The sequence below is a fragment of the Geomonas azotofigens genome, assembly GCF_018919395.1.
Classification (GTDB): Bacteria; Desulfobacterota; Desulfuromonadia; order Geobacterales; family Geobacteraceae; genus Geomonas; species Geomonas azotofigens.
On sequence record NZ_JAHLME010000003.1, the window covers coordinates 767217 to 789474 of the forward strand.

Genomic DNA, 22258 nt, shown 5'->3' on the forward strand with positions numbered 1-22258 from the left:
ACTTCGCATTGAGGAGAATGCCATGTCTGAGGAGAGTTCCACCTTTGCACCATCCACTGTCAGCTATCGCAGATGCACCGTCAACCTGGAGCAGGGCACCGTCTCCTTCCAGAGCTTGCCGTGCGCAAACCTGGAAGATGTGCTAGGGGGATTCGGACGATCGTTCCAAGTCCTGGAACAGCGAACGGTGAAAAACGCCTACTCGCCGGAGAATCCCCTGATCGTCAATACCGGGCTTCTCACCGGCACTGCGGTGATGACCGGGCTTCGTACCTACTTTTCCGCCTACAGCCCGCTCAAGCGCTCCGATGCCGGCATGCCTGGCGCCATGTGGGCGGCAGGAAGCGGGAACTTCGGCAACAAGCTGAAATGGGCCGGATTGGACGAACTGATCTTCGAAGACCGGTCGTCGACTCCGGTACTGGCGGTGATACGCGAAGGAGCGTCGGGACCGGTGGTCGAACTGGAACCGGCCGACCATCTCCTAGGGCTCACCGGGCATGAAAAAATCATGGCGCTGCACCGGCAGTATCCCGATGCGCATTTCGCCGTGATAGGTCCGGCCGGTGAGAACTACCAGAACGTTTACATGGGCGCAGTCGTCATGAGCACCGACAACGAGCTGAAGTCGGGAGAGCCGAAGAGCCGTTTCGCCGGTCGCGGCGGCATGGGCAGCGTCATGGGGTACAAGAACCTGATCGCCATAGTCGCGCAGTCGCGGGACAAGATGCCGCCGGTGACCTCGGCGATGCGCGACGTCAACCGGGGCGTGATAACCAACGGGGGCTCCGCGCGTTTTCAGCCCGTCAGCCAGGGGGGCGGCGGGGGGACCTGGGCGAACATCGAGGTGTTGCAGGCCTTTCATGCCGTGCCGGTCAACAACTTCCGACCCAAAGGCAACGACGACGTCGAGCGGCTCTTTCGCGACAAGGTGGAGATGGAGTTTGACGTCTTCGCCGAGGCCTGCTTCCGTTGCGGCATCCGCTGTCACAATAACGTTTTCAACCGGACCGCATGGGGAGGGCGTGGACGCCTGCAGGCAAAGTACGACTTCGAGCCGCTCATCCTTTTCGGCTCCAACCTCGGCGTCCACCAACCGGCTCAGGTCTCCGAACTGATCCATCTGTGTGACCTGCTCGGGATGGATGCCATCTCCCTGGGCACCACGCTGGCGTACGTACTGGATTACAACGAGCGGCATCCCGAGGCGCCCCTGTTCAACGGCGCCACTTTCGGCGCATTCGAGGCCATCAAGGCGCTGATCCAGGAAACTGGGCGCGGAGGGAATGAAGGGATCGGCAGGGGCGTCAAGCGGCTGTCGCAGCAGCTCGGGGAAACCTCGTACGCCATGCACGTAAAAGGCCTGGAGCTGCCGGCCTACCTCCCGGACACCAATCCCGGCTACATCTTTGCCATTGCGGGCGGCCACATGTCCATGGGGACTCACATGCTGTTGGCGAAAGAAGGGGTCACCACCGTCGAAGGCTGGGCGAAAGCGATCACCACCACCGGACTGCTGCAGGTCGGCTATGACATGATCGGGCTTTGCAAGTTCGTGGGCGCCGGAATGGGGCATGAACTGGTGTCGCAGGCGATAGCGGAGGCCACGGGGCTCAAAGTGCCGCCCGAGGACATCGTCGCGGCGGTGCGCCGTGCATACCTCAGGGGACTGGCGCTGGAGCTGCGGCAAGGTTTTGGAGAGGATGAATACACCCTCCCGTCCCAGGTGATGAACGATCCGAACCCGAACATGACGCTGCCGGCTTTTATCACGCGCGCATTCATTGAGGAACTGAAGGAGAGGGTCTGGTCGGTGTTCAAACCGGAGATCGATGAACTGAGGGGAGCATGGCGCGATGAATCATCGGAAGCGTGAAGACATCATCAAGGCGGCGATAGAGCTGATATCCGCGCGAGGCTTTCACGATGCCCCCATGGCGATGATCGCTGAGCGCGCAAACGTCGCAGCGGGAACCATTTATCGGTCCTTTGAAAGCAAGGATGATCTCATCGTTAAGACGTATGCGACTGTGGAACAAAGGATGATTGCCTCGATCACCGAGGATTATCCGGAAAGGGAATCGCTCCATGAGCGGTTCCGGCATCTGTGCGTAAAAGTCGTTCGGTATTTCCTTGCCTCGCCGATGGAATTTCGCTTCATAGAGCAATTTCTCAATTCCCCGTACGGCGTATCGACCCGTAACCAGCGGCTGAACGACGATACCCGCATCCTGACGACCCTTTTCCGAGAGGGGCAGCGGCAGCAAGTGATCAAGAGCCTTCCTTTGCCGGTCCTTACTGCGCTGGTGTTCGGCCCGCTGATACAGATGTGCCGTGATCATATCCTTGGATTTTTCGCGTTGGATGAGGAGGCCGTCAATACCACCGTGGAGGCGTGCTGGGATGCGATCCGACAGCGATGACGCAGTGATCACCTGACGGCGCATTGAACATCGGCCGGCTGCGCTTTATTTACCGGCATTGCTCCTTTCCCGCTCCCTGCGACGGTAGCTGATGCCGAGTTTGTCCAGGCGCCACCGGAGCGTGTTGGGATTCATCCCGAGGAGTTCCGCCGCCCCGCCGGGTCCGTGGATCTTCCCGTTGGTGAGCTTCATGACCTCGATGATGTGAGCCGATATCGCCTGGTCTAATTTCGAAGGGCATTGAGGCGCTGTATCGCCTGCGGCAACTGCTTTTACCTCTCCGTTTGTGTTGAGAATAATAGAGTCAAAATCCAGCGGACCCGCGCTATGCCGGATCAACTCACGTTCGACCAGGTTTTCCAATTCGCGGACGTTGCCAGGCCAGTCGTATTCCATAAGCCGCGATAGCGCCCCTGGTGCCACCGAGGGGGGGAGGGGCATCCCGAACTCCCTGCTTTTCACCGCCAGGAAATGGCGTACTAGAGCCGGAATGTCCTCCTTGCGCTGCCGCACCGGCGGGACCATGATCGGGAAACCGCTCAGCCGGTACCACAGGTCCTCGCGGAAGGTGCCCTCCGTCATCATGCTCTGGAGATTGCGATGGGTCGCGGAAATGACCCTGATGTTCACCGGTATGGCGCGCTTGCCTCCTATCCTCTCGACTTCGTGATTTTGCAGTACCCGCAGCAAGCGCACCTGCGCCGAAGGCGGAAGTTCCCCGATTTCGTCCAGGAAAATGGTCCCTCCATCGGCACGTTCGAACCGTCCCCTGCTCTCCGCAACCGCCCCGGTGAAGGCGCCCCTCTCGTGGCCGAACAGCTCGCTGTCGATCAGGCTCTCCGGGAGTGCCCCGCAATTGACCTTTATGAACGGCCCGTCCTTGCGGGGTGAAGAGAAATGTATGGCATTGGCTATCAGCTCTTTGCCTGTTCCGGTTTCGCCAAGGAGCAGTACCGTGTTGTTGAGCGGCGCCACCTGGCGCACCATTTCCATCACGTGACGCAGGCCGGTGTTCGCCCCGATGATGTCTTCCGCCGCACCTCCGTATAACTCCCGGCTCAGGAAACGCTTGTCATCGAGCAGGATCGCCTGGTAGCGGAGCACATCCTCATGGGCCATGGCGTTGGCAAGTGCGATCGCAAAGGGCTTTGCGATCCCTCCTAAAAGCTCTACCTGCTCTGCGCTATACCTGTCTTTTCCCCCCGCTCGCAAAACCAGCCCGCCAAGCAATTCGCCTTTCAATCTCAAAGGAACTATCAGTTCGGTCACAGCCTCGTACTTCACCATCGGTGCGAGGGCACCGAAAATCTCGTCGTGTTCGGGGTCCACGATGAACGGCGAGGAAAAATTTCGCGCAGCGATTTTTTCGGCCAGCCCTTGCGACAGCGGAATGATCTCATCCGGCACGGTCACCTGGCAACTGCTCTCCAAAGCGTTGGCGACTCGCCGCACCGCTCCCAGCCGTGTGTCCAGGATGAAAAGGGTCAGCAGGTCTACCGGGACATGAACCTTCAGGTACTCGAAGGCGTTTTGCAACGACTCCTTGATTTCCAGACTGCTGCAGATTTTTAGCGTTATCTCCCTGATGAACTCATCGTGGCTTATCATCGCTTCCCCTTCCGTCTGCTGGCTACATCCAGGACTACAAGATACTGTAGATTTTGCCCAGTTTCACAACATATCGCAATAGTTATTGCGGCATGTTGTAGTGCTGGTTTGTGCTCTGATTCCTAACTGCCTGAAATGTCTATATTTTATGAGTTGGCACATTCGTCGCTAAAGAGATGACAATAAATCCAACTGGAAGGACAACCCCATGGCCAACATCCTTTATGTCACCTGTAACGTTAAATCCCAGGCGAGGGCTCGCACCCTTTTGCTGGGGGACGAGTTCATGGATGAATACCTCCGCAAAAATCCGCAGGACGAGGTTCAGGTTCTCGACTTGTACCGCGACAGCATTCAGCGGGTCGATCAGGACGTTTTAAGTGCCTGGGGGCGGATCGAGCGTGGCGAGGAATACGGTTTCTTATCGGACGAAGAACGCCGGAAGATTAACAAAATCTGGCGCATCGCGGACCAGTTTCGCAGGTGCGACAAGTATGTCTTCGTCACCCACAGCCTTAACCTGTGGTTCCCAGCGGAGTTCAAGATGTACATCGATGCGATCTGCGTACTGGATCGTACCTACCGTCTTACGCCGGAAGGAACTGAAGGGATGCTCCACGGCCTCTCCAGGAAATCGCTGCATCTTCATGCAAATCAGCCTTACAAGTTCGGTGGAGAGGGCGACCAGAGTGTTGCTTATCTCCGATCGGTGCTCTGTTTCCTCGGTGTGGCAGATCAGGAAACTGTCCTGCTTCAAGGTGATGATCCCGAACGAGGGCGATGGGACGAGTATGAGGCAGTTCGCGGCAAGCTTTTGGAACTGGCCCGCCGTTTCTAAAGACGGCACACAGTCAGTGCCAGTCACTCATCAGGATTCTGGCATCTTGGCTCCTCTGAGCCGACCGGCCGAACCGTCGACCATTAACTAAATGAAAACGAAAGGAGCAATATCAATGAGAGGTACTTGGGAGTCCATTGTAAAGGCGGCATGTCTGGCGACAGTCGGATTTTCACTGGCAGGTTGCGCAGGTGAGCAGCAAAAGGAAGCCAAAGGAGATGCCGTGCCGGTGGTGGTGGGGCGGGTCCAGAAGGTCCAGGAGCGCGAGACCATCTCGGTGAGCGGGACGGTCGCAACCCCCAATGCACCGGCGACCCTTTCCTTCCTGGTTTCCGGGAAGGTGGTGTTCGTGGGGCCGCGGGAGGGTGAGTTCGTGAAGAAGGGGCAGGTTCTGGCCAGGATCGATCCCACCGATTTCAACCTTTCCGTCAAAGGTGCCGCCGCTCAGCTGGCAAGCACCGAGGCCGCACTGGAAAAGGCGATGAACTCGGCGCGGCCGGAGCATCTGGAGCAGGCGCGCATCGCGTATGAGCGGGCCGAGGACGAGTACCGGCGTATGAAGATGCTCTACGACTCCAAGAGCCTGGCGCCCAACGATTTCCAGAAGTACAAGGCGGCCTACGAGCACGCCAGACAGGAGTACGACCAGGCCAAGGCCGGCGGCCAGAAAGAGGACAAGGCCCTGGCGAAAGCGGGGTACAACCAGGCAGCGGCCCACCTCGACGTCGCGAAAAAGGCGCTCGGCGATGCGACGCTGTACGCGCCGATGGACGGGTACATCGCGAAACGTGCCGTGGAGCCGGGCGACACCGCCGCGGCCGGGCGTCCCGTCTTCGAGATGGTCCGCATGGACCCGGTCGAGGTGAGCGTGGGCGTGCCGGAGACCGACGTGCACCTGGTCAGCATCGGCCAGAAGGCCGACATCACGGTGCCGGCCCTCCCCGGTAAATCCTTCCAGGGGACGGTGCGCGTCATCAACGTTTCCGCTGACTCCAATACCCGCACCTACATGACCAGGATCAGCGTCCCCAACCCGGAGCATGCCCTCAGGGTGGGGATGGTGTCGGAGGCGACCATCCGTGGCAACCGCACCGTGTCCATGGTGACGCTCCCCGGCGACGCGGTGGTGCGCGATCCGCAGGGGGCGACGCAGGTGTACGTCTACTATCCGGACCAGAAGCGCGTGTACACCAAGCGTGTGGAAATCGGCGCGGCGGTCAACAAGGACATCGAGATCAAGAGCGGTCTTGACGGCAACGAACTGATCGTCCTCGCCGGGCAGGCAAAGCTCAGAAACGGCGCGGTGGTGTCGGCAACGGAACAGACGGCTCGGAAATAGACCGGCAAACGAGAGGAATAGAGTATGACACCGATAAAGTTTTCCCTTCGCTATCCCCCCGTCACCCTCATACTGACGGCGATGGTCGTGTTCATAGGCATCCACGCCTTTCTGAAAATGCAGCGCACCGAGGATCCTACCATCACCATCAGGACCGGGCTCGTGGCCGCCATGTATCCGGGGGCCACCTCCGAGCAGGTGGAAAAGCAGGTAACCAAGACCCTTGAAAAGCACATCTTCAAGTTCCCCGAGGTCCGCAAGGAGAAGACCTATTCCACGAGCCGTCCCGGCATGGTCATCATCAACGTGGAACTCGAGGACAGCGTGAAGAACTCGGACCAGTTCTGGGCCAAGCTGCGCCACGAGATGAACCTGGTGCGCACTACCGAGCTTCCCTCCGGGGTGATGGGGCCGGTGGTCGACTCGGACTTCGGCGATACCGTGGCCATGCTGGTGGCGGTCCACGGCAAGAGGTACGGTTACCGCGAGCTCAGGGACTATGCCGACAAGATCCACGACGAGATGCGCACGGTCCGGGAAGTGGGCAAGCTGGTCACCTACGGCAACCAGTCCGAAGAGATCCGCATCACCGGGAGCCTCGAGAGGATCGCGCAGTACTTCACCGATACCCGCCAGATCGTGAACGCGCTCAGGGAGCGAAACGCCATCCAAAGCGCCGGGCATTTCGAGGCCGAGCGCTCGAAGGCGCCGGTGAGAACCACCGGTATCTTCAATACCGAGGACGAGATCCGCAACGTCCTGGTCGACGTCTCCAAGGACGGCCATCCCCTCTACATCAAGGACTTCGCCAAGGTGGAGCGTCGCTACCAGGACCCGACCTTCATGGTGCGTTACGACGGCGACCCCTGCCTGCTGCTCTCCGTGGAGATGCAAAAGGGTAAGAACATAGTGGAACTGGGGGAGCAGCTCGAGACCGTTTTCAAGCGCCTGAAGGTGCTCCTCCCTCCCGACGTCAAGCTGGACCTGGTCGCCAACCAGCCCGAGGTGGTGAAGGAGCGGACCGAGTCGCTGAGCCACGAATTCCTGCTGGCGATCATCTCGGTGGTCCTGGTCACCATTGTGCTGCTCCCCTTGAGGGTCGCCGTGATCGCCGCTTTGGCCATACCGGTGACCTTGTGCGGCACGCTCGGTGTCATGAACGCCTTCGGCATAGCCCTGCACCAGGTTTCCATCGCCGGCCTCATCATGGTGCTCGGCATCGTGGTGGACGACGCCATCGTGATCGCGGACAACTACGTCGAGCTTTTGGACCACAAGGTGCCCAAGGCGGAGGCGGCCTGGCGCTGCGCCAGCGACGTGCTGGTGCCGGTACTCACCGCGACCATCACCATCATCGCCTCATTCCTGCCGCTATTGATCATCACCGGTTCGGTCGGGGAGTTCATCATGGCGCTCCCGCTCACCGTGGCGATCGCCCTCGCGGTCTCCTTCGTCGTGGCGGTCTTCCTGACCCCGCTTCTGTGCCGGTTCTTCATCCAGAAGGGGCTGCACGACCACGACGCCTCACCGGAGCACGGCAAGCAGAAGAAGAGCCTGCTCGACCGGCTCCAGGACAACTACGGCGTGTGGATCGGCATCTTCATCAAGCGCAAGTGGCTCGGCTTCACTCTTGGGGGATGCGCCTTCGTCTTCGGGGTGATGCTGTTTGCCGCGGTGCCGCAGCAGTTCTTCCCTTCGGCGGAGCGCAACCAGTTCGGGATCGACGTCTGGATGCCGCAGGGTACCAGGATCGAGGCGACGGACGAGGTCCTTAGAAAGATCGAGAAAAGCCTAGGAGCCCACAAGGGCGTCACCCACTACGCCACCTTCGTCGGCCAGAGCGCCCCGAGGTTCTACTACAACGTAAACCCGCAGCAGCCCGACGCCGCCTACGGCCAGTTCATCGTCAACACCGCCTCGGTGAAGGACACCACGCGTCTTGTGCAGGAACTGCGTGACGATTTGGCCAAGGTCGCTCCCGAGGCGATGGTGATCGTGAAGGAGTTGCAGCAGGGCGCCCAGATGGAGGCCCCCATCGAGGTGCGCATAGCCGGAGACGACATCGCCGAGTTAAAGCGGCTGGGGGAGAAGGTGCAGGGGATCCTGGAGAGCATACCCAACACCCAGTACGTGTTCAGGGACTACCTCAACGACTCCTACATGGTGGACGTCAAGGTTAACGACGAACTGGCCAACCGTCTGGGGCTCACCGACGCATCAGTGTCCCAGACTCTCGCGGGCGCCTTCGACGGCTCCGCGGTCAGCACCTTCTGGGAAGGGGACCGGGCTATCGACATTAAGCTGAGGCTCGACGCCGCGTCGCGTTCATCCTTCGGCGACATCGAGAACACCTATCTCAATTCCGACCTTACCCGCGCCAGAGTGCCGCTGCGGGCCGTCGCCACGCTGGCGCCTGAATGGCAGACCAGCAGGATCGTGCGTAGAAACGGCGTGCACACCATGACCATCCGGGCCTTCCAGAAGCCGGGGGTCTATGCTTCCAAAATCCTGGAGCAGGCGATGCCGCGCATCAAGGCCTTGGAGCTCCCCACCGGGTACCGGATCTACTACGGCGGCGAAAAGGACAACCAGGAAGAGACCTTCCCGCAGATGGTGTCCGCTCTCGCCATCAGCCTGGTGGCCATCTTCCTGGTCCTCTTGGTTCAGTTCAGGACCATTTCCGACCCGCTGGTGGTGATGGCCTCGATCCCGCTGACCCTGTTCGGGGCGATTTTGGGGCTCGTGATCACCCACAACCCCTTCGGCTTCACCGCGTTCATGGGGCTCATCAGTCTGTGCGGGATCGTGGTCAGAAACGGGATTATCCTGGTCGACTACTGCAACGAGAGGGTGGCCGAGGGGGAAACCCTGGAGCAGGCCGCGCGGGAGGCGGGTGCCAGGCGGCTGCGCCCCATCTTCCTTACCACGATGGCAGCGGCCGTGGGGGTTACGCCAATGATCCTGTCCAGGTCGAGTCTGTGGAGCCCGCTGGCAAGCGTCATCGCCTTCGGTCTCATCTTCTCCATGTTCTTCACGCTATTGGTGGTACCGGTGATCTACGTGGCGGTAAAGTCGCTGGTCGCCCGTCGCGCCGCCGGCAAACAGGCCGCGGTCGCAGCCGCGCTCGTGTGCATGGTGCTGCTCGTGGGGGGGAGGGAAGCAAGCGCCGAGCCGGTGCGGCAGTCCCTTACGCTGTCCCAGGCAGTCGAGCTTGCCCTGAAGCAGAACTCGGTGCTCAAGATCGGCCGGGACAAGATCGTGGAAAGCGACCACAAGATCGCGTCGGTACGGTCGCAGTACTTCCCGCAGCTCACCAACAACACGAAGTACATGGCCGTGTCCGACAAGCAACAGATCTCCATACCGGCGGGGAGCCTCGGCAACGCGGGCGGGGAGCAGTTCCCCAACAAGGAGGTGAAGCTCAGCCAGAGCAAGTCCACCATGCTGTACAGCGAGACCATGCTGGCGCAGCCCACCACGCAGCTGTTCAAGATTGGGGCAGCCAACGACATCGCCAAGGCGGAGCGCGGTATCGCCAAGGCGGAACTCTCCAGGTCCGAGAACGAAACGGTCCTTGCCGTGCACGAGCTGTACTACGCGCTGCTCGTGGCCGACAAGGAGCGCGCCGCCGCCCGCGCCTCGCTCGACGCGGCGCAGGAAAACCTGCGCGAGGCCGAGGACGGGGTGAAGGCGGGCAACGTGCTCGAGGTGGCCCTGACCGGGGCGAGGGCGGATCTGCTGCAGAACCGGCAGGCGCTCCTGGTTGCCGAGAACCGCGCCTCCGACGTGACCTCGGAGCTGTGCGACCTCCTGGGGCTGCCGAGCGACACCGCGCTGGAGGTAACCGAGGCGGGGCTTCCCGAACTGGCCAAACCGGTGAAGGAACAGGCCTATGACGAGGCCCGCTCAGGCAACGGCGAACTGCTCGCCGCACGCGGCACCCTGGAAAAATCGCGCCACGCGGTACGCGCCGCCCGCTACGAATACATCCCCGACCTGACCATCTACGCCAAGCACGGTTACCAGGACGGGGCCCCGTTCCTGGAAAAGAACATAGGGATCGTGGGCGCGGAGCTCACCTGGAACATTTTCGACTGGGGCAAACGCAAGGCGGACCTCGGGCAGCGTCTGGCCCAGCAGTCCCAGGCCGAGGAGAACCTGGCGCGGATCGACAAACGGATCGGCATCGACATCGACAAGGCGCTGCGCAAACTGGAGCGTGCGCAACAGATGGTGGAGGTGGCCCGCGAGGCGCTCTCCCTGCGTCGGGAAAACGCGCGCCTGAGCGACAACCGCTTAAAGGCCGGCACCGTGACCGCGGCAAAACATGCCGAAGCCGTCGCCGCGCTGAAACGGGCGGAGATGGACGAACTGCAGGCTACGCTGGCCTACCGCTTGGCGCAGGCCGAGTTGGACCGGATCAGAGGCGTGCTCGCCTCCAGCCGGTAGCAGCGGCGGATTGCCATCATGAAAATCATCGAGGAGAAACAAAACATGGACAATGCCAAGCGCCGCGCGCTCATCGAGGCCGCGATCCAGGTGGTGGCACACCACGGCTTTCACGGCGCTCCCATCGGGTTCATCGCCGGGGTTGCCAAGGTAGCAGTAGGGACGGTCTACCTGCACTTTGAGGACAAGGACCATCTCATGCTAGACGCCTACCGGGCACTGGAACAGCGCTGCCTGACGGCGGTGATGAAGAACTATCCCCCCCGGGGTGACATCCGGCAGCGCTTTTCGTCCCTGGCGCTGGGGGTGATCCGCTATTTCAAGCTCTTTCCGGAGGAGTTTCTGTTCGCGGATCAGTTCCTGAGCTCGCCCTACCGCAAAAGGGTGTCGCCGCACTTCCTGCCGGACGGCGAGGTCGGACGGATACTGCAGTTTTTCAGCCAGGGGGCTGAAGAGGGGATCTTCAAGGCGATGCCGCCGACGATGCTGCTGGCGCTCGCCTGCGGCCCCCTGATTCAGGTAGTGCGTGCCCATGCGGTCGGGTACCTGTACTTGGACGAGGAGCGCATCGCGCGCACGGTCGACTCCTGCTGGGAGGCGATCGCACGAGAGAGGGGGCCGGCGTGTGAAGGCATCGTGACGGCGGAAGGGGATGTGGCTCAGCCACCGGCGTTCGCGTGATAACGGTGACGGCTCAAGAGCGGTTGTGAAATAGGTGGACGAAATGGAAAGGATACGGAAGTACATCATGGTCGGGTTGCTCCTGTTGCTCCCGACCGGCGCCTTGGCGGAAGAAGCACGTTACGCCTATCCGCTTGAAGACTCGTACGCGGCTACCATCCTGGGGGCCCCGAAGAACCTGAGATCGGAGTCCCCGGGCAAGGTCCCCATCAAGACCCTGACCCTGGAGACGGACCGGGACAAGCCGGAGGCCTTCTTCTACGACCGGGGACTGCGCTACACGGTGGCGTTCCAGGACCACAAGGCACCCCTGGTCTTCCTCATCGCTGGGACCGGGGGCGGCAGCAAAACCGGTAAGATGCTCGCTCTGACCGGGAGCCTGTACCGCGCCGGGTACCACGTGGTCGGACTTCCGTCCCCGACCTTTCCGAACTTCATCATCGACGCCTCGACTACCCACGTCCCCGGGAACCTCCCCGACGACGCCGCCGACCTCTACCGCGTCATGGAGCAGATCTGGGCCCGGACCAGGGGGCAGATCGAGGTTTCCGACTTCCTCCTGGCCGGCTACAGCCTGGGGGGGACCGAGGCCGCCTTCGTCATGAAGCTGGACGAAGAAAAAAAGGCGTTCGGCTTCCGCAGGGCTATGATGATCAACCCGGCAATCAGTCTCTACAACTCGGTGGCGAGGATAGAGGGGCTCCTGGACCGGATCCCTGGAGGTCCGAGGAGGATCGGAGCGTTCTACAACCGGGTCATGGAGAAGGTGACCGATTTCTACCGCAAGGGGGACTTCGTCGCCGTCGATGACGACTTCCTCTTTGCCGGGTACAACGCCCACCTCCTCAGTCCCGACGAGGGTGGAGGGATCATCGGCGTCTCGTTCCGGATCAGTTCCGCGGGGATGATCTTCACCTCGGACGTCATGACCCACGGCGGCTACATCGTCCCGAGGAACCGCGAGCTCAAAAACGGCGATTCCCTGCAGGACTACTTCTGGACCTCGCTGCATATCTCGTTTCTGGACTACTTCGACGAGTACTTCTTCCCCTACTTCCGCAACAAGCGCCCGGGGCTGACCAGGGACGCGCTCATCGAAGAGCTGAGCCTCAGGAGCATCGAGAGCTACCTCGCCTCCACCGACAAGGTCGGGGTGGTTACCAACGAGGACGACTTCATCCTCGCCCCCGGCGATCTCGACTACCTACGTCGGATCTTCGGCACCCGCCTCAAGGTCTATCCCCGCGGCGGGCATCTGGGAAATCTCGAGTACCGCGACAACATGGCCTTTCTCATCGACAGGCTCGGCTCGTCGGCCTGGTAGGGGGGAGGTACGCCATGAAAAGCAATGCCATGAAGTTCATCGCAGCAACCGCTTTCCTTATCGCCCTATCCGGCTGCGCCGCGAGAAGCGCAATCCTTCCGGGAGAGGAGCCGCCCATGCACACGGTAAGCGAGTTCCGCGACGACGAGAACGTCTCGCGGACCAGCGACCCCTGGGAAGGCCTCAACAAAGGCATCTATAAGTTCAACTACGAGGCCGACCGGTTCGTGCTGCTTCCGCTCGTTGCCGGCTACGAAACCGTCGTCCCGGGTTTTGCCCGGACCGGCGTCAGCAACTTTTTCAGCAATCTGCGTGAGATCCGGACCTTCTACAACTGCGTCTTCCAGGCCAAGGGGAAGAAGTCCATGGTGACGCTCGGGCGCTTCCTGACCAACTCGACCATCGGGATCGGGGGGCTCTTCGACCCGGCCACCGCTTTAGGCATGAGGCGGGAGGTCGAGGACTTCGATCGTACCCTGGAGACCTGGGGGGTGGGCAACGGCCCGTACTTGGTGCTCCCCATCCTCGGTCCGAACACGGCACGCAGCGCGGGCGGCTTCGCCGTCGACGCCGGGGTGCGCTGGGCGACCATGAGTGCGGTGGACCCGTTCGGCGGGACCGGGGCCCGCACCGCGATAGAGGAGGGGGTGACGGGTCTGGAGACGGTGGACCTGCGCCACCGGGAGACGTTTCGCTATTACGACAGCGATTACCCGTTCGAATACTACATGGTGCGCTACCTGTTCACCCAGGAGCGCGAGTTGAAGATCCTCAGGTGATGCCGGTTATGGAGTACCCGGGTTGAAGCGCGTCATGAAAATATGAAATGCAGGAGGAGTGGATGAGGGCTATGAAGTTTGGAGCCGACCCGATATACCGCATCAGCAAGTTGCCCGCCTCGGGCCGGAAGCCGCTTTTCGTGGCGCCGGACGCCAAGCTGCAAGAGGTCGTCACCCATATGCTCAGCAACGATCTGTCGCAGTTGCCGGTGATGACCAATGAAAGAGACGTCAAAGGCATCATAACCTGGACCTCGATCGGCAGCCGCCTAGCGGTAGGCAAGAAGTGCTCGGTGGCACGCGAGTTTATGGAACAACACCAAGAAATCCGCTGGGACGCTTCGCTCATTTCCGCAATCGGCATCATCGCCGAACATCAGTACGTCCTGGTTCGCGGGTGCGATCAGAAAATTTCAGGCATAGTGACGGCAGCCGACCTGAGCCTGCAGTTCCAGCAACTGGCCGAGCCCTTTCTGCTGCTGGGGGAAATAGAAAACCACGTGCGTCGTGTCATCAGTCACCGGTTTTCGCTGTGCGAACTCGAAGCTGCCAAGGACCCGGCGGATCATGGCCGGACCGTCACCTCTGCCGCGGACCTCAGCTATGGGGAATACATCAGGCTGTTGGCCAATCCGGAGCGTTGGGACAAGTTGAACATCGCCATCGACCGGATCACGTGTATCGACAAGTTCGAGAACGTGAGAAGGATCAGGAACGAAGTCATGCATTTCGACCCGGAGGGTTTGCCCGAAAAGGACTTGCTGACGTTGCGCGAGTTTGCCCGCTTTCTTCAGAAACTGCAGATGATAGATATCATCGATGCCAGGCCGGGTATCGACGGTCATTCACAAGGCGCTCTTCAGCCGTGCCGGCAAGGGCGGGCGACGGCCATGGATGCTGCTCTGTCGCCAGCTTCCGAATGATCGCAAGTACATGCCTCCGGAAAGGAACCATATGAAGAACATCGTCCTCCCCGTTATTGCCACCGTCATCACCATGTCGGCGTGCGGATGCACGTCCCGTAGGACGTACCTGAAGGAATCGGAGGTGCAAACCGTCACGCTGACCGAGGTCGACTCCGGCAAAACCATACGTATCGGACAAGATGCGATGCTTAGAGTGTGTCTCCCTGGGAACGGGTCCACCGGGTTCGCTTGGGAAGTGGTGAGTTCATCAATACTCAGCCAGCAGGGCGAACCCGAAGTCGATCCCAACAGTAGCGCCATTGGAGCCGGCGCGACATATAGCTACTTCTTTAAGGCCGCTATGCCGGGTACCGGCAGCCTGAAGATGGTGTATCGGCGCCCATGGGAAACCCGTGCGGCTCCGCTGAGATCGTTCGAAATCGTCGTCGTTGTAGTGGGAGGTTGATGAGGTACAGATAATGATATTGATGCGCCGTACCGTCAAAGGATGAACGAAAGGATGTAAGCCGGCAAACAGACGGGGATGGCAGGAAATGGCGGACGCCCACAAGCCCCCGCGTTCGGCGGCTGTGACAGGGAACATGCAAAAACCGAGGAGGATGTGCGATGAAATCAAAAACTGTGGGGGTGACAGCTCTTTCGCTCTGGCTGTCTTTAGGGGCCGCGTTCAGGTGCGTGCCGAATGCCCATGCGAATGCGGCCCAACCTGCGGAAACCGGGCTTGCGGCGGCAAAGGCCACCACGAATAAAGACTTGAACCAGTACCAAAAGGTGATGCTGCTGCCAGCCGAGTTTGAGTCGGGGAATGATGCCGGGTTCAAGGGGGTTCCTGTCCTGGGACAGCATGCGATGGCCGCTTACCTCACGGGGCGCATGGCTGCCGACCTGAAGGGAAAAGGGGTGCTGACCGAGACGTCGGGTCCCGGTGTCGCACGGTTGAAGCTCGTCGTGAACCACTTGGAGGTGAAGCCCAAGCGCCGTTCCGCCGGGCCGCCTCCTCCTCCTTTCCCGTTACCGGAAATGCCGCCGGGACCTGATGACGACGTCTTCACGGCTATGGCGACAGTCACCGCCAGTTTCATTGATTCGCAGACAGGGGAAACCGTGACGTCGTTCGCAACCAAGGAAAAGGCCAAGGGCGGCCCGGTAGAGGCTTTGCCTAAGGCCCTCGACAAGGTCGTCCTGGCCATCGGGAAGCGAATGGAACGGAGCGCCGGCTCCGCACCCGGCAAGGAAGATCCCGACGACTAAGGGCGGGTCGCGTAACCTCTCATACCGGACCTCAGCCGTTCAGCACGGCCTTTATCTTTAGGGCGAGTCCAGTCATCGTGAATGGTTTCTGAATGAACGCAACCCCCTCCTCCAGTACTCCGTGATGGACGATGACGTTGGACGTATAGCCGGACATGAAGAGGGTTTTTATGGCCGGTCTCTTCTCCTGGAGTCTGCGCGCCAGATCGTGCCCGTTCATCCCCGGCATTACTACGTCGGTCAGCAGCAGCTCGATCTTACCGGGGTGCATCCCGGCGAGATCAAGCGCCTGCTCCGGAGTGGACGCCGCCAGCGGGGTGTACCCCTGCAACTCCAGCATGGACTTGATCATCTCCAGGATTCTCGGTTCATCCTCCACCACCAGTACAGTTTCCCCGTTGCCCATCGAGACACTCGGGGGGGCTTCGGCTACCGCATCCCCGCTCTCCCAATGGCGGGGGAGGTAGATCCTAAAGGTGGTGCCTTTGCCAGGCTCACTGTAGACGGAGATGTGCCCTGAGTTTTGCTTCACGATGCCGTACACCGTGGAAAGGCCCAGTCCGGTTCCCTCACCGACCCCCTTGGTGGTGAAGAAGGGCTCGAAGATTTTGGCAACGGTTTCCCGGTCCATGCCGCAGCCGTCGTCGCTCACGGCGAGGATAACGTAGTCGCCGGGGGTGACGTCGGGGCGACCGGAGCAATAAGCTTCATCGAGGGTGATTTCGTCCGTTTCGATGGTGATCTTGCCGATGCCCGAGATGGCGTCCCGGGCATTCACGCACAGGTTCGCCAGGATCTGGTCGAGTTGAGGCGGATCTATCATGACCCGCCGCCCGCCGGCCTTGGGGAGCCAGGCGAGGGTTACCTCCTCCCCTATTAGGCGTTGCAGCATCGTGAGTGTCCGTGCAACCGCCTCGTTCAGGTCGAGGAGCTGCGGCGAAACCGTCTGCTTGCGGGCGAAGGCGAGCAACTGCTGCGTTAAATCGGCGGACCGCTCCCCCGCCTTGCGCATCTCCCAAAGCATCCGGTACAGGGGGTGGGTGTCGTCGATCTGGGATAGGGCGATGTCCGCGTACCCGAGGATGACCAGGAGCATGTTGTTGAAGTCGTGAGCGATGCCGCCGGCCAGTCTTCCCACCGCCTCCATCTTCTGCGCCTGCAAAAACTGGGCTTCGAGTCTTTTTTGCTCGGTGAGGTCGGTGTGGGTGCCGGTCATGCGCAGCGGAGCTCCCTCCGCGTCGCGTGAGACCAACTTTCCTCGGGCAAGTACCCACTTCCAACTCCCGCTTTTGGTGCGCAATCTCTGTTCTGTCTCGAAGAGGGGGGTGCGGCCGTCGAGGTGAGCTTGAAGCCTTTCTCGCGTGTGTGCCAGGTCGTCCGGGTGCACGAGTTGGGACCAATCCGGCAGCTCGGTGAGCTCGCCCGGGGGATACCCGAGGATTTCGCAACTGCGTGGGCTCAGGTAGGTCGACCCCGTAGACATGTTCACGTCCCATATCCCATCGTTGGCTCCCTCAAGGGCGAAACGGAGCTGGTTCTCGCTCTCGAGTAGCGCCTCCTCCGCTTTTTTCCGCTCGGTGATTTCTGTGGACATCCCGCAGACGCCGGTGACCTCCCCCTGGTCATTGCGGATGGGAAACTTGATCGAGATGAAGTAGCGCTTCCCTCCTTCCGTCTCGAGCATCTCCTCCAACTCAGTCACGTCATTGGCGGACATCGTCCAGCGGTCGTTGTCGAAGAACTCTTCGCCTGTCGCTCCAGGGAACAGCTCCTTGTCAGTCTTTCCGAGGGCTTCATGCCGTTTGAGACCAGTCACCTCCTCCCACTCCGCGTTCACCAGCAGGTAGCGACCATCCCGGTCCTTGGAATAGATCACCGCTCCGCTGTGCTCGATGAGGTCGGAGAGAAAAGATCGATTTTCCGCCAACTCTTTCTCTGCCTTCTTCCGCTCGGTCAAGTCCTGCATGTTGTTGATGAAATACAGAGGCTGCCCCTGCTCATCCCGCAAAAGTGCCGAGGTCCCCACCGCCCAGATGTAGTATCCCTCCTTGTGCAGAAGACGGATCTCGAACTGGAAGGAATCCATCTCTCCGGCGATCACCCTGCGCCTGAGCTCGTCGCCTGCCTTGAAGTCAGCGGGGTGGATTACGGAGCTGATGTGACTATCGGTCAGCTCCTCCTCGCGGTAGCCGAGCATCTGGGCGAGCGCGGGGTTCAAGATGACGATATTCCCTTCGATCGTGGTGATCGAGAAGCCGGCCGAGGTCTTTTCGAAGATGGTGCGGAAACGTTCCTCGCTCTCGCGTGACTCAAGGGCCAGCTTGTTGGTAACGCGCCCGGCCCTGAAGACGACCCCACAGATCAAAGCCAGCAGCAGCGCGGCGGCCGCAAGAGCGATCGCGAATTGCCGGTTGAGCTGGTTCAGGAGCTGCCGCAGATTCAACTGGGTCAGGGTGTCGAGCTGGTCGGCCTGGGCCTCCAACTGGTAGAAGGCAACCCGCAGTGCGACTTCCCTGCGACTTTTGTCCCCCGTCTCCTGCTTCCAACGGGAGAGGCTATCCTTGAATGCTGCGACCCGCTGCCTAAACGTGTCGACTGTCGGCCTGTTCTCACTCTGAAGATGGGCTTGGGATCTTTCAAAGGATTGTATTGCCTGGTTCAGCAATGCGAGTCCTTCTGCCTGCCCGAAGGGTGCACCAGGCTGACCGGAAAGGGTGAGATGCGAAAAGCCACGGTTCAGGTCGATGCGTGCCTGGCGCAACCCTTCCAGTTCCCGCAGGGCCAGTTGCAGGGTTTGCCGCTGCTGCACCTGGAGTCCATACAGGGTCATGCAGATCAACAAGGATGAAAGGACGGATATCCAGATCCAGAACAGGCTAGATGTGAGCGCGCCCCGCCTGGGGCTGTAGGCGTTGCTTAGCGGTGAACGGGTCACGGAACGACCTCCTTCCCGTTGCCGGCCGGAAGAGGGATGTCGGCCTTGGTGAGGCCGAACCTGCCGACAAGCACCAGATGTTCAGGTGAGCCCACGAAGGTTGCGAGGGCTTCGTTCCAAGCCGCCAGGAGCCGGTGGTCCTCCTTCCTGAAAGCGAATGCCCCCAGACCGCCGCCGTCCTTGCCCGTTTCGAAAGGCTCTGCAGCCTCCGTCCCGCCATTCTTTTGCTGCAGCGCCATCCAGTGAACGGTCGGAGAGGACAGGGCCAAGCCGTCAACTCCCCCCGTTTCGACGGCGATTCTACCGGTCAGCGCATCCGGAACTGTTAACAGTCGGGGTTCCCGCAATCCCAGACGGTGCAGTTGATCCTGCTCGACCGAGCCGTCAAGGACCGCGATCTTGACGGCGTGAAGGCCGGCGGCCTGGCTGTAGGAGTGCAAGCCTCGCGGGTTCCCCTTCGCGACGAGCAGCCCGGACCTGGCGCGGTAAGTTGGCAGGGAAAAGGAGACGCGGCGAGCGCGTTGAGGGGTGATGAACATGCCTGCGGCGATGGCGTCGATGCGTCCGGCCTGAAGCTCTCCGATCAACGAGCCGAATTCGAGTTGCCGCCAGTAGATGTGCGGTATATCGAGGCGCGCGGCGACCACTTTGGCTATCTCAGGGGCCTCTCCGGTGACTTCCCCCTCCGGAGTAAGGAACGCGTAGGGGGCCTCGATAGCGTAGCCGATGATGATGGTGCCGTCCTTTCGAACTCTCTGCAGGGAGTCGTCCCCATCGCAAAGGGTCGCTATGCCGGCGGCTATGATGCCGACGAGTAAAAGAGAAAAAAACAACCAGAATCGAAAGCCAAACGATGGTCTCCGCAATCGTACACCTCGTGCCCGATACCCTTGTTAAGCCGCCTTAGCAAGGACAGTTTGCCAGGCTGTCGTATCTTGTCGAAGCCAATACACAGTCAGCCACTTCAGTCAGTATCAAAGACTATGAATACTACCGTATGAGTCAGTAAGTGTAAAGCGGGGGCGCTCAAGGCGTGATTGGAGTAGTGGACGTAAGATCCAAAGTGACTGCTAACTCTAAAGCAGGGAGTGCTAAAGGAGGGCCTATTCACCTGTCAACCGTCTTTGTCGGTAGCTTTTTCAGCTCAGGAAAAGTGATATAGTCTCCACGGGGCTTTTGCTGCCATCAGACGCAGAGGACAGAGAAGCCACCAAAGAGGTCATATACCAGTTATTGTATGGGAGACCAATAGCCATGAAGGTTGCCAGGGACGCGGAGAAGAAAAGGGCACTGTTTGGCGCGAACACTCAAAATCTTGTGGCGCTGGTCAGGGCATCGCCACACGGAATTATAGCCATCGACCTTGACGGTACCATCCTCCTGTGGAACCACGCCGCTGAGGAGATTACGGGCTGGCGCGAAGAGGAGGTGCTCGGGCTTCCCATCAGGCTTTTTGAACAGGAAAATTGGGAGAGCTATGAAGTCTTGCGCAGGCGCACCATGACGCGCGAGGTCTTCCACTCCTTGCCCATGGACGTTACGAGAAAAGATGGCCGGCGAATCGTTATCAGCTACTCCTCCGCTCCCGTCTGTGACAGCAAAAAACGCGTTGTGGCCACAATGGCCGTCATCTATGACATTTCTGAAAAATTGAAGATGGAAACGGATCTCAAAGAAAGCCTGGAGAAGACGAACCGGCTTTTGGACGAGACAGTTGACGCTTTGAGTTCTGCCGTGGAAAAGCGGGACCCATACACTGCGGGACACCAGCAGCGGGTGGCACAACTTGCCTGCGCCATTGCAGGGGAACTTGGAGGGATTGCTGCGGAGCACCTGAAAGGGATCTGGACTGGAGGGATCCTCCATGACATCGGAAAGATATACGTTCCGGCGGAAATCCTGACCAGGCCGGGCAAGCTGAGCGAGATCGAATTGCAACTGGTGAAGAGTCATGCCGAAGTAGGCTTTGACATCCTGAAGGATATCGAGTTTCAGTGCTCGGTCCCTCTCATCGTGCGTCAGCACCATGAACGTCTGGACGGCAGCGGTTATCCTGACGGGCTGAAAGGGGATGGTATTCTTTTCGAGGCGCGCGTCTTGGGAGTAGCCGATGTGGTCGAGGCGATGTCGTCGCACCGACCTTATCGCCCCAGTATAGGGGTTGCATCCGCTCTCGAAGAGATAAAGCGTGCCCGCGGGACCGCCTATGACCCATCCGTTGTTGATGGGTGTCTTAAGCTGTTCCGGAACGGCTTTAGCTTTTCTGAAACGCCCAAATCCCCGTTTGGGTAGCGCTCACCGGCATGTGGCAGTTGAGAGGGGGGTAGCAGCATTCAGGAACTCAGGGTGGTTTTTCATGGCGAAACGTCTTCGGGAGCGACCGGGAGTTCGATGCGGAACTCCGCGCCGTTCAGCTTGTTGCTGACGGACAGGGTCCCTCCCATTCCTTGCTCAATCGTCATCTTACACAGGTATAAAGCGATGCCGGTCCCGGGCGACTGGAACTTGGTCGTGAAGTACGGATCGAAGATCTTGTCGATGATCTCCTCCGGAACGCCTCCCGCGTTGTCCTGGATGGTGATGACGTCTCTCCCCCCCTCGCAGCGGCAGCGGACCTCGACCGCGGGCTCGGGCGTCCCCCATTTCAGCAGAGCGTCCTTCGCGTTGTTGAGGATGTGCAGGATCACCTGAGAGAATTCCGTATCCACGCCGGCCACGGGTTGCATCCCACCGTTCACCACATTGATGACGATGCCCATCTGTTCGTAGGTCGTCTGGACCAGGGCGTGTGCTTTCCGCACCATCTCGAACGGATCGAAGACCTTCCGCGGGCTGCCGGTCATGAAGACGCTCTGGAACACGTTTATGGTCTTTGAGAGGTACCCGATCATATCCATGCACCTGTTCACATAGTCGGCGAAAGTGTTAACTTCGAGGACCCCGCCCCGATAACTGACGTCGGCCTCCTGGATCAACAGGGCGATGTTGTTGAGCGGCTGCCGCCACTGATGGGCGATGTTGTTCAAAAGTTCGGTCATCGCCGCCAGCCGCGCGCTCTGGAAGAGCATGCGGTCCTTCTCCTGGTTTTTCGCCACCTCCTCCAGTACCCGTTCTTCCAGGTGCGCGTTCAGGGCCTCCAAATCGCGCTGGTTAGCCGCCAGTGCCTCCTGGGTGGTCTTCCTCTCCTCGATCTCTCTTTGCAACTCGTCGTTGGTCCTCGCCAGTTCCGCAGTGCGCTCCTCAACCCTTCTTTCAAGGGAGTCGTTCGCCTGCTGCAGGCTCTTGGCCAGCGCGCGCAGCCCCAGGTGCACCCCCACTCGCGCCAGCAGTTCTTCCCGCTGCAGCGGTTTGGTGACGTAGTCTACTGCACCGCATCGGAACCCGGTTATCTTTTGATCCGGCTGCGACAACGCCGTCATGAAGATGACCGGAATGTCCCGGGTGGCCTCGCTCCCTTTGAGGCGGCGGCACGTCTCGAACCCGTCCAGCCCCGGCATCATCACGTCGAGCAGTATCAGGTCCGGCTTGGCCAGCACCGCTCTGCTGATGCCGCTTTCGCCATCCTCAGCGACGAAGATGGTATAGCGGCACTCCTCCAGCAGGGAAGAGACGATAGCGAGGTTGTTGGCGTCGTCGTCGATTATGAGGACGGCGGGGGGGGGCTGTTCTGCGTCTGCTAAGACGGGATCGCGCGGTTCCATGTTT

At 60.3% G+C, this 22258-nt stretch carries 16 protein-coding genes; 12 read left to right on the forward strand and 4 right to left on the reverse strand.

What is annotated here, in order from left to right; translation table 11 throughout:
* Positions 1–22: 22 nt before the first annotated feature.
* Both KOL99_RS13190 and KOL99_RS13195 read left to right on the forward strand, forming a co-directional pair.
* Positions 23–1876 carry an aldehyde ferredoxin oxidoreductase C-terminal domain-containing protein gene (locus KOL99_RS13190; RefSeq protein WP_216510915.1) on the forward strand — a complete coding sequence of 618 codons (1854 nt, stop codon included), beginning with the start codon at positions 23–25 and terminating at the stop codon, positions 1874–1876.
* Positions 1857–2423, forward strand: coding sequence for a TetR/AcrR family transcriptional regulator (locus KOL99_RS13195; RefSeq protein ID WP_216510916.1), 567 nt, complete (start codon positions 1857–1859; stop codon positions 2421–2423). Before KOL99_RS13190 ends, KOL99_RS13195 begins: the two co-directional genes overlap by 20 nt.
* Before the next feature lie 45 nt (positions 2424–2468).
* Here the strand turns inward: KOL99_RS13195 and KOL99_RS13200 are convergent, their stop codons facing one another.
* A complete protein-coding gene (locus tag KOL99_RS13200) occupies positions 2469–4031 on the reverse strand; it encodes a sigma 54-interacting transcriptional regulator (RefSeq protein WP_216510917.1) in 1563 nt (520 codons plus the stop codon).
* Positions 4032–4239: 208 nt separating this feature from the next.
* Here KOL99_RS13200 and KOL99_RS13205 point away from each other — a divergent pair, with 208 nt between their 5' ends.
* From KOL99_RS13205 to KOL99_RS13245, 9 genes are all read left to right on the forward strand, one after another.
* Positions 4240–4869 carry an FMN-dependent NADH-azoreductase gene (locus tag KOL99_RS13205; RefSeq protein WP_216510918.1) on the forward strand — a complete coding sequence of 210 codons (630 nt, stop codon included), beginning with the start codon at positions 4240–4242 and terminating at the stop codon, positions 4867–4869.
* Between the two features lie 223 nt (positions 4870–5092).
* A complete protein-coding gene (locus KOL99_RS13210; RefSeq protein WP_216510919.1) occupies positions 5093–6208 on the forward strand; it encodes an efflux RND transporter periplasmic adaptor subunit in 1116 nt (371 codons plus the stop codon).
* A gap of 24 nt (positions 6209–6232) precedes the next feature.
* Complete coding sequence (locus KOL99_RS13215) at positions 6233–10657, forward strand: efflux RND transporter permease subunit (protein WP_216510920.1); 4425 nt, start codon at positions 6233–6235, stop codon at positions 10655–10657.
* A gap of 18 nt (positions 10658–10675) precedes the next feature.
* On the forward strand, positions 10676–11338 hold the full coding sequence (locus KOL99_RS13220) for a TetR/AcrR family transcriptional regulator (protein WP_216510921.1): 663 nt from the start codon (positions 10676–10678) through the stop codon (positions 11336–11338).
* Positions 11339–11381: 43 nt separating this feature from the next.
* Entirely contained in the window at positions 11382–12662 is a 1281-nt protein-coding gene (locus tag KOL99_RS13225; protein WP_216510922.1) for an alpha/beta hydrolase, read from the forward strand.
* A 14-nt stretch (positions 12663–12676) separates the two neighbouring features.
* Complete coding sequence (locus KOL99_RS13230) at positions 12677–13441, forward strand: MlaA family lipoprotein (protein WP_216510923.1); 765 nt, start codon at positions 12677–12679, stop codon at positions 13439–13441.
* A 62-nt stretch (positions 13442–13503) separates the two neighbouring features.
* On the forward strand, positions 13504–14364 hold the full coding sequence (locus KOL99_RS13235) for a CBS domain-containing protein (protein ID WP_216510924.1): 861 nt from the start codon (positions 13504–13506) through the stop codon (positions 14362–14364).
* Between the two features lie 31 nt (positions 14365–14395).
* Positions 14396–14812: a protease inhibitor I42 family protein gene (locus KOL99_RS13240; RefSeq protein ID WP_216510925.1), complete on the forward strand. Its 417-nt coding sequence runs from the start codon at positions 14396–14398 to the stop codon at positions 14810–14812.
* Between the two features lie 161 nt (positions 14813–14973).
* Positions 14974–15618, forward strand: coding sequence for a DUF3313 family protein (locus tag KOL99_RS13245; RefSeq protein ID WP_216510926.1), 645 nt, complete (start codon positions 14974–14976; stop codon positions 15616–15618).
* A 31-nt stretch (positions 15619–15649) separates the two neighbouring features.
* Here the strand turns inward: KOL99_RS13245 and KOL99_RS13250 are convergent, their stop codons facing one another.
* Together KOL99_RS13250 and KOL99_RS13255 are read right to left on the reverse strand one after the other, a co-directional pair.
* Positions 15650–18448, reverse strand: coding sequence for a hybrid sensor histidine kinase/response regulator (locus KOL99_RS13250; protein WP_216510927.1), 2799 nt, complete (start codon positions 18446–18448; stop codon positions 15650–15652).
* A gap of 101 nt (positions 18449–18549) precedes the next feature.
* Positions 18550–19419, reverse strand: coding sequence for a transporter substrate-binding domain-containing protein (locus KOL99_RS13255; RefSeq protein ID WP_216510928.1), 870 nt, complete (start codon positions 19417–19419; stop codon positions 18550–18552).
* A gap of 388 nt (positions 19420–19807) precedes the next feature.
* Between KOL99_RS13255 and KOL99_RS13260 the strand changes: the two genes are divergently transcribed.
* On the forward strand, positions 19808–20845 hold the full coding sequence (locus KOL99_RS13260; protein ID WP_216510929.1) for an HD-GYP domain-containing protein: 1038 nt from the start codon (positions 19808–19810) through the stop codon (positions 20843–20845).
* Between the two features lie 62 nt (positions 20846–20907).
* Here KOL99_RS13260 and KOL99_RS13265 read toward each other — a convergent pair whose 3' ends face one another.
* Positions 20908–22254, reverse strand: a complete 1347-nt coding sequence (locus KOL99_RS13265; protein WP_216510930.1) for a hybrid sensor histidine kinase/response regulator — start codon at positions 22252–22254, stop codon at positions 20908–20910.
* Positions 22255–22258 lie beyond the last annotated feature (4 nt).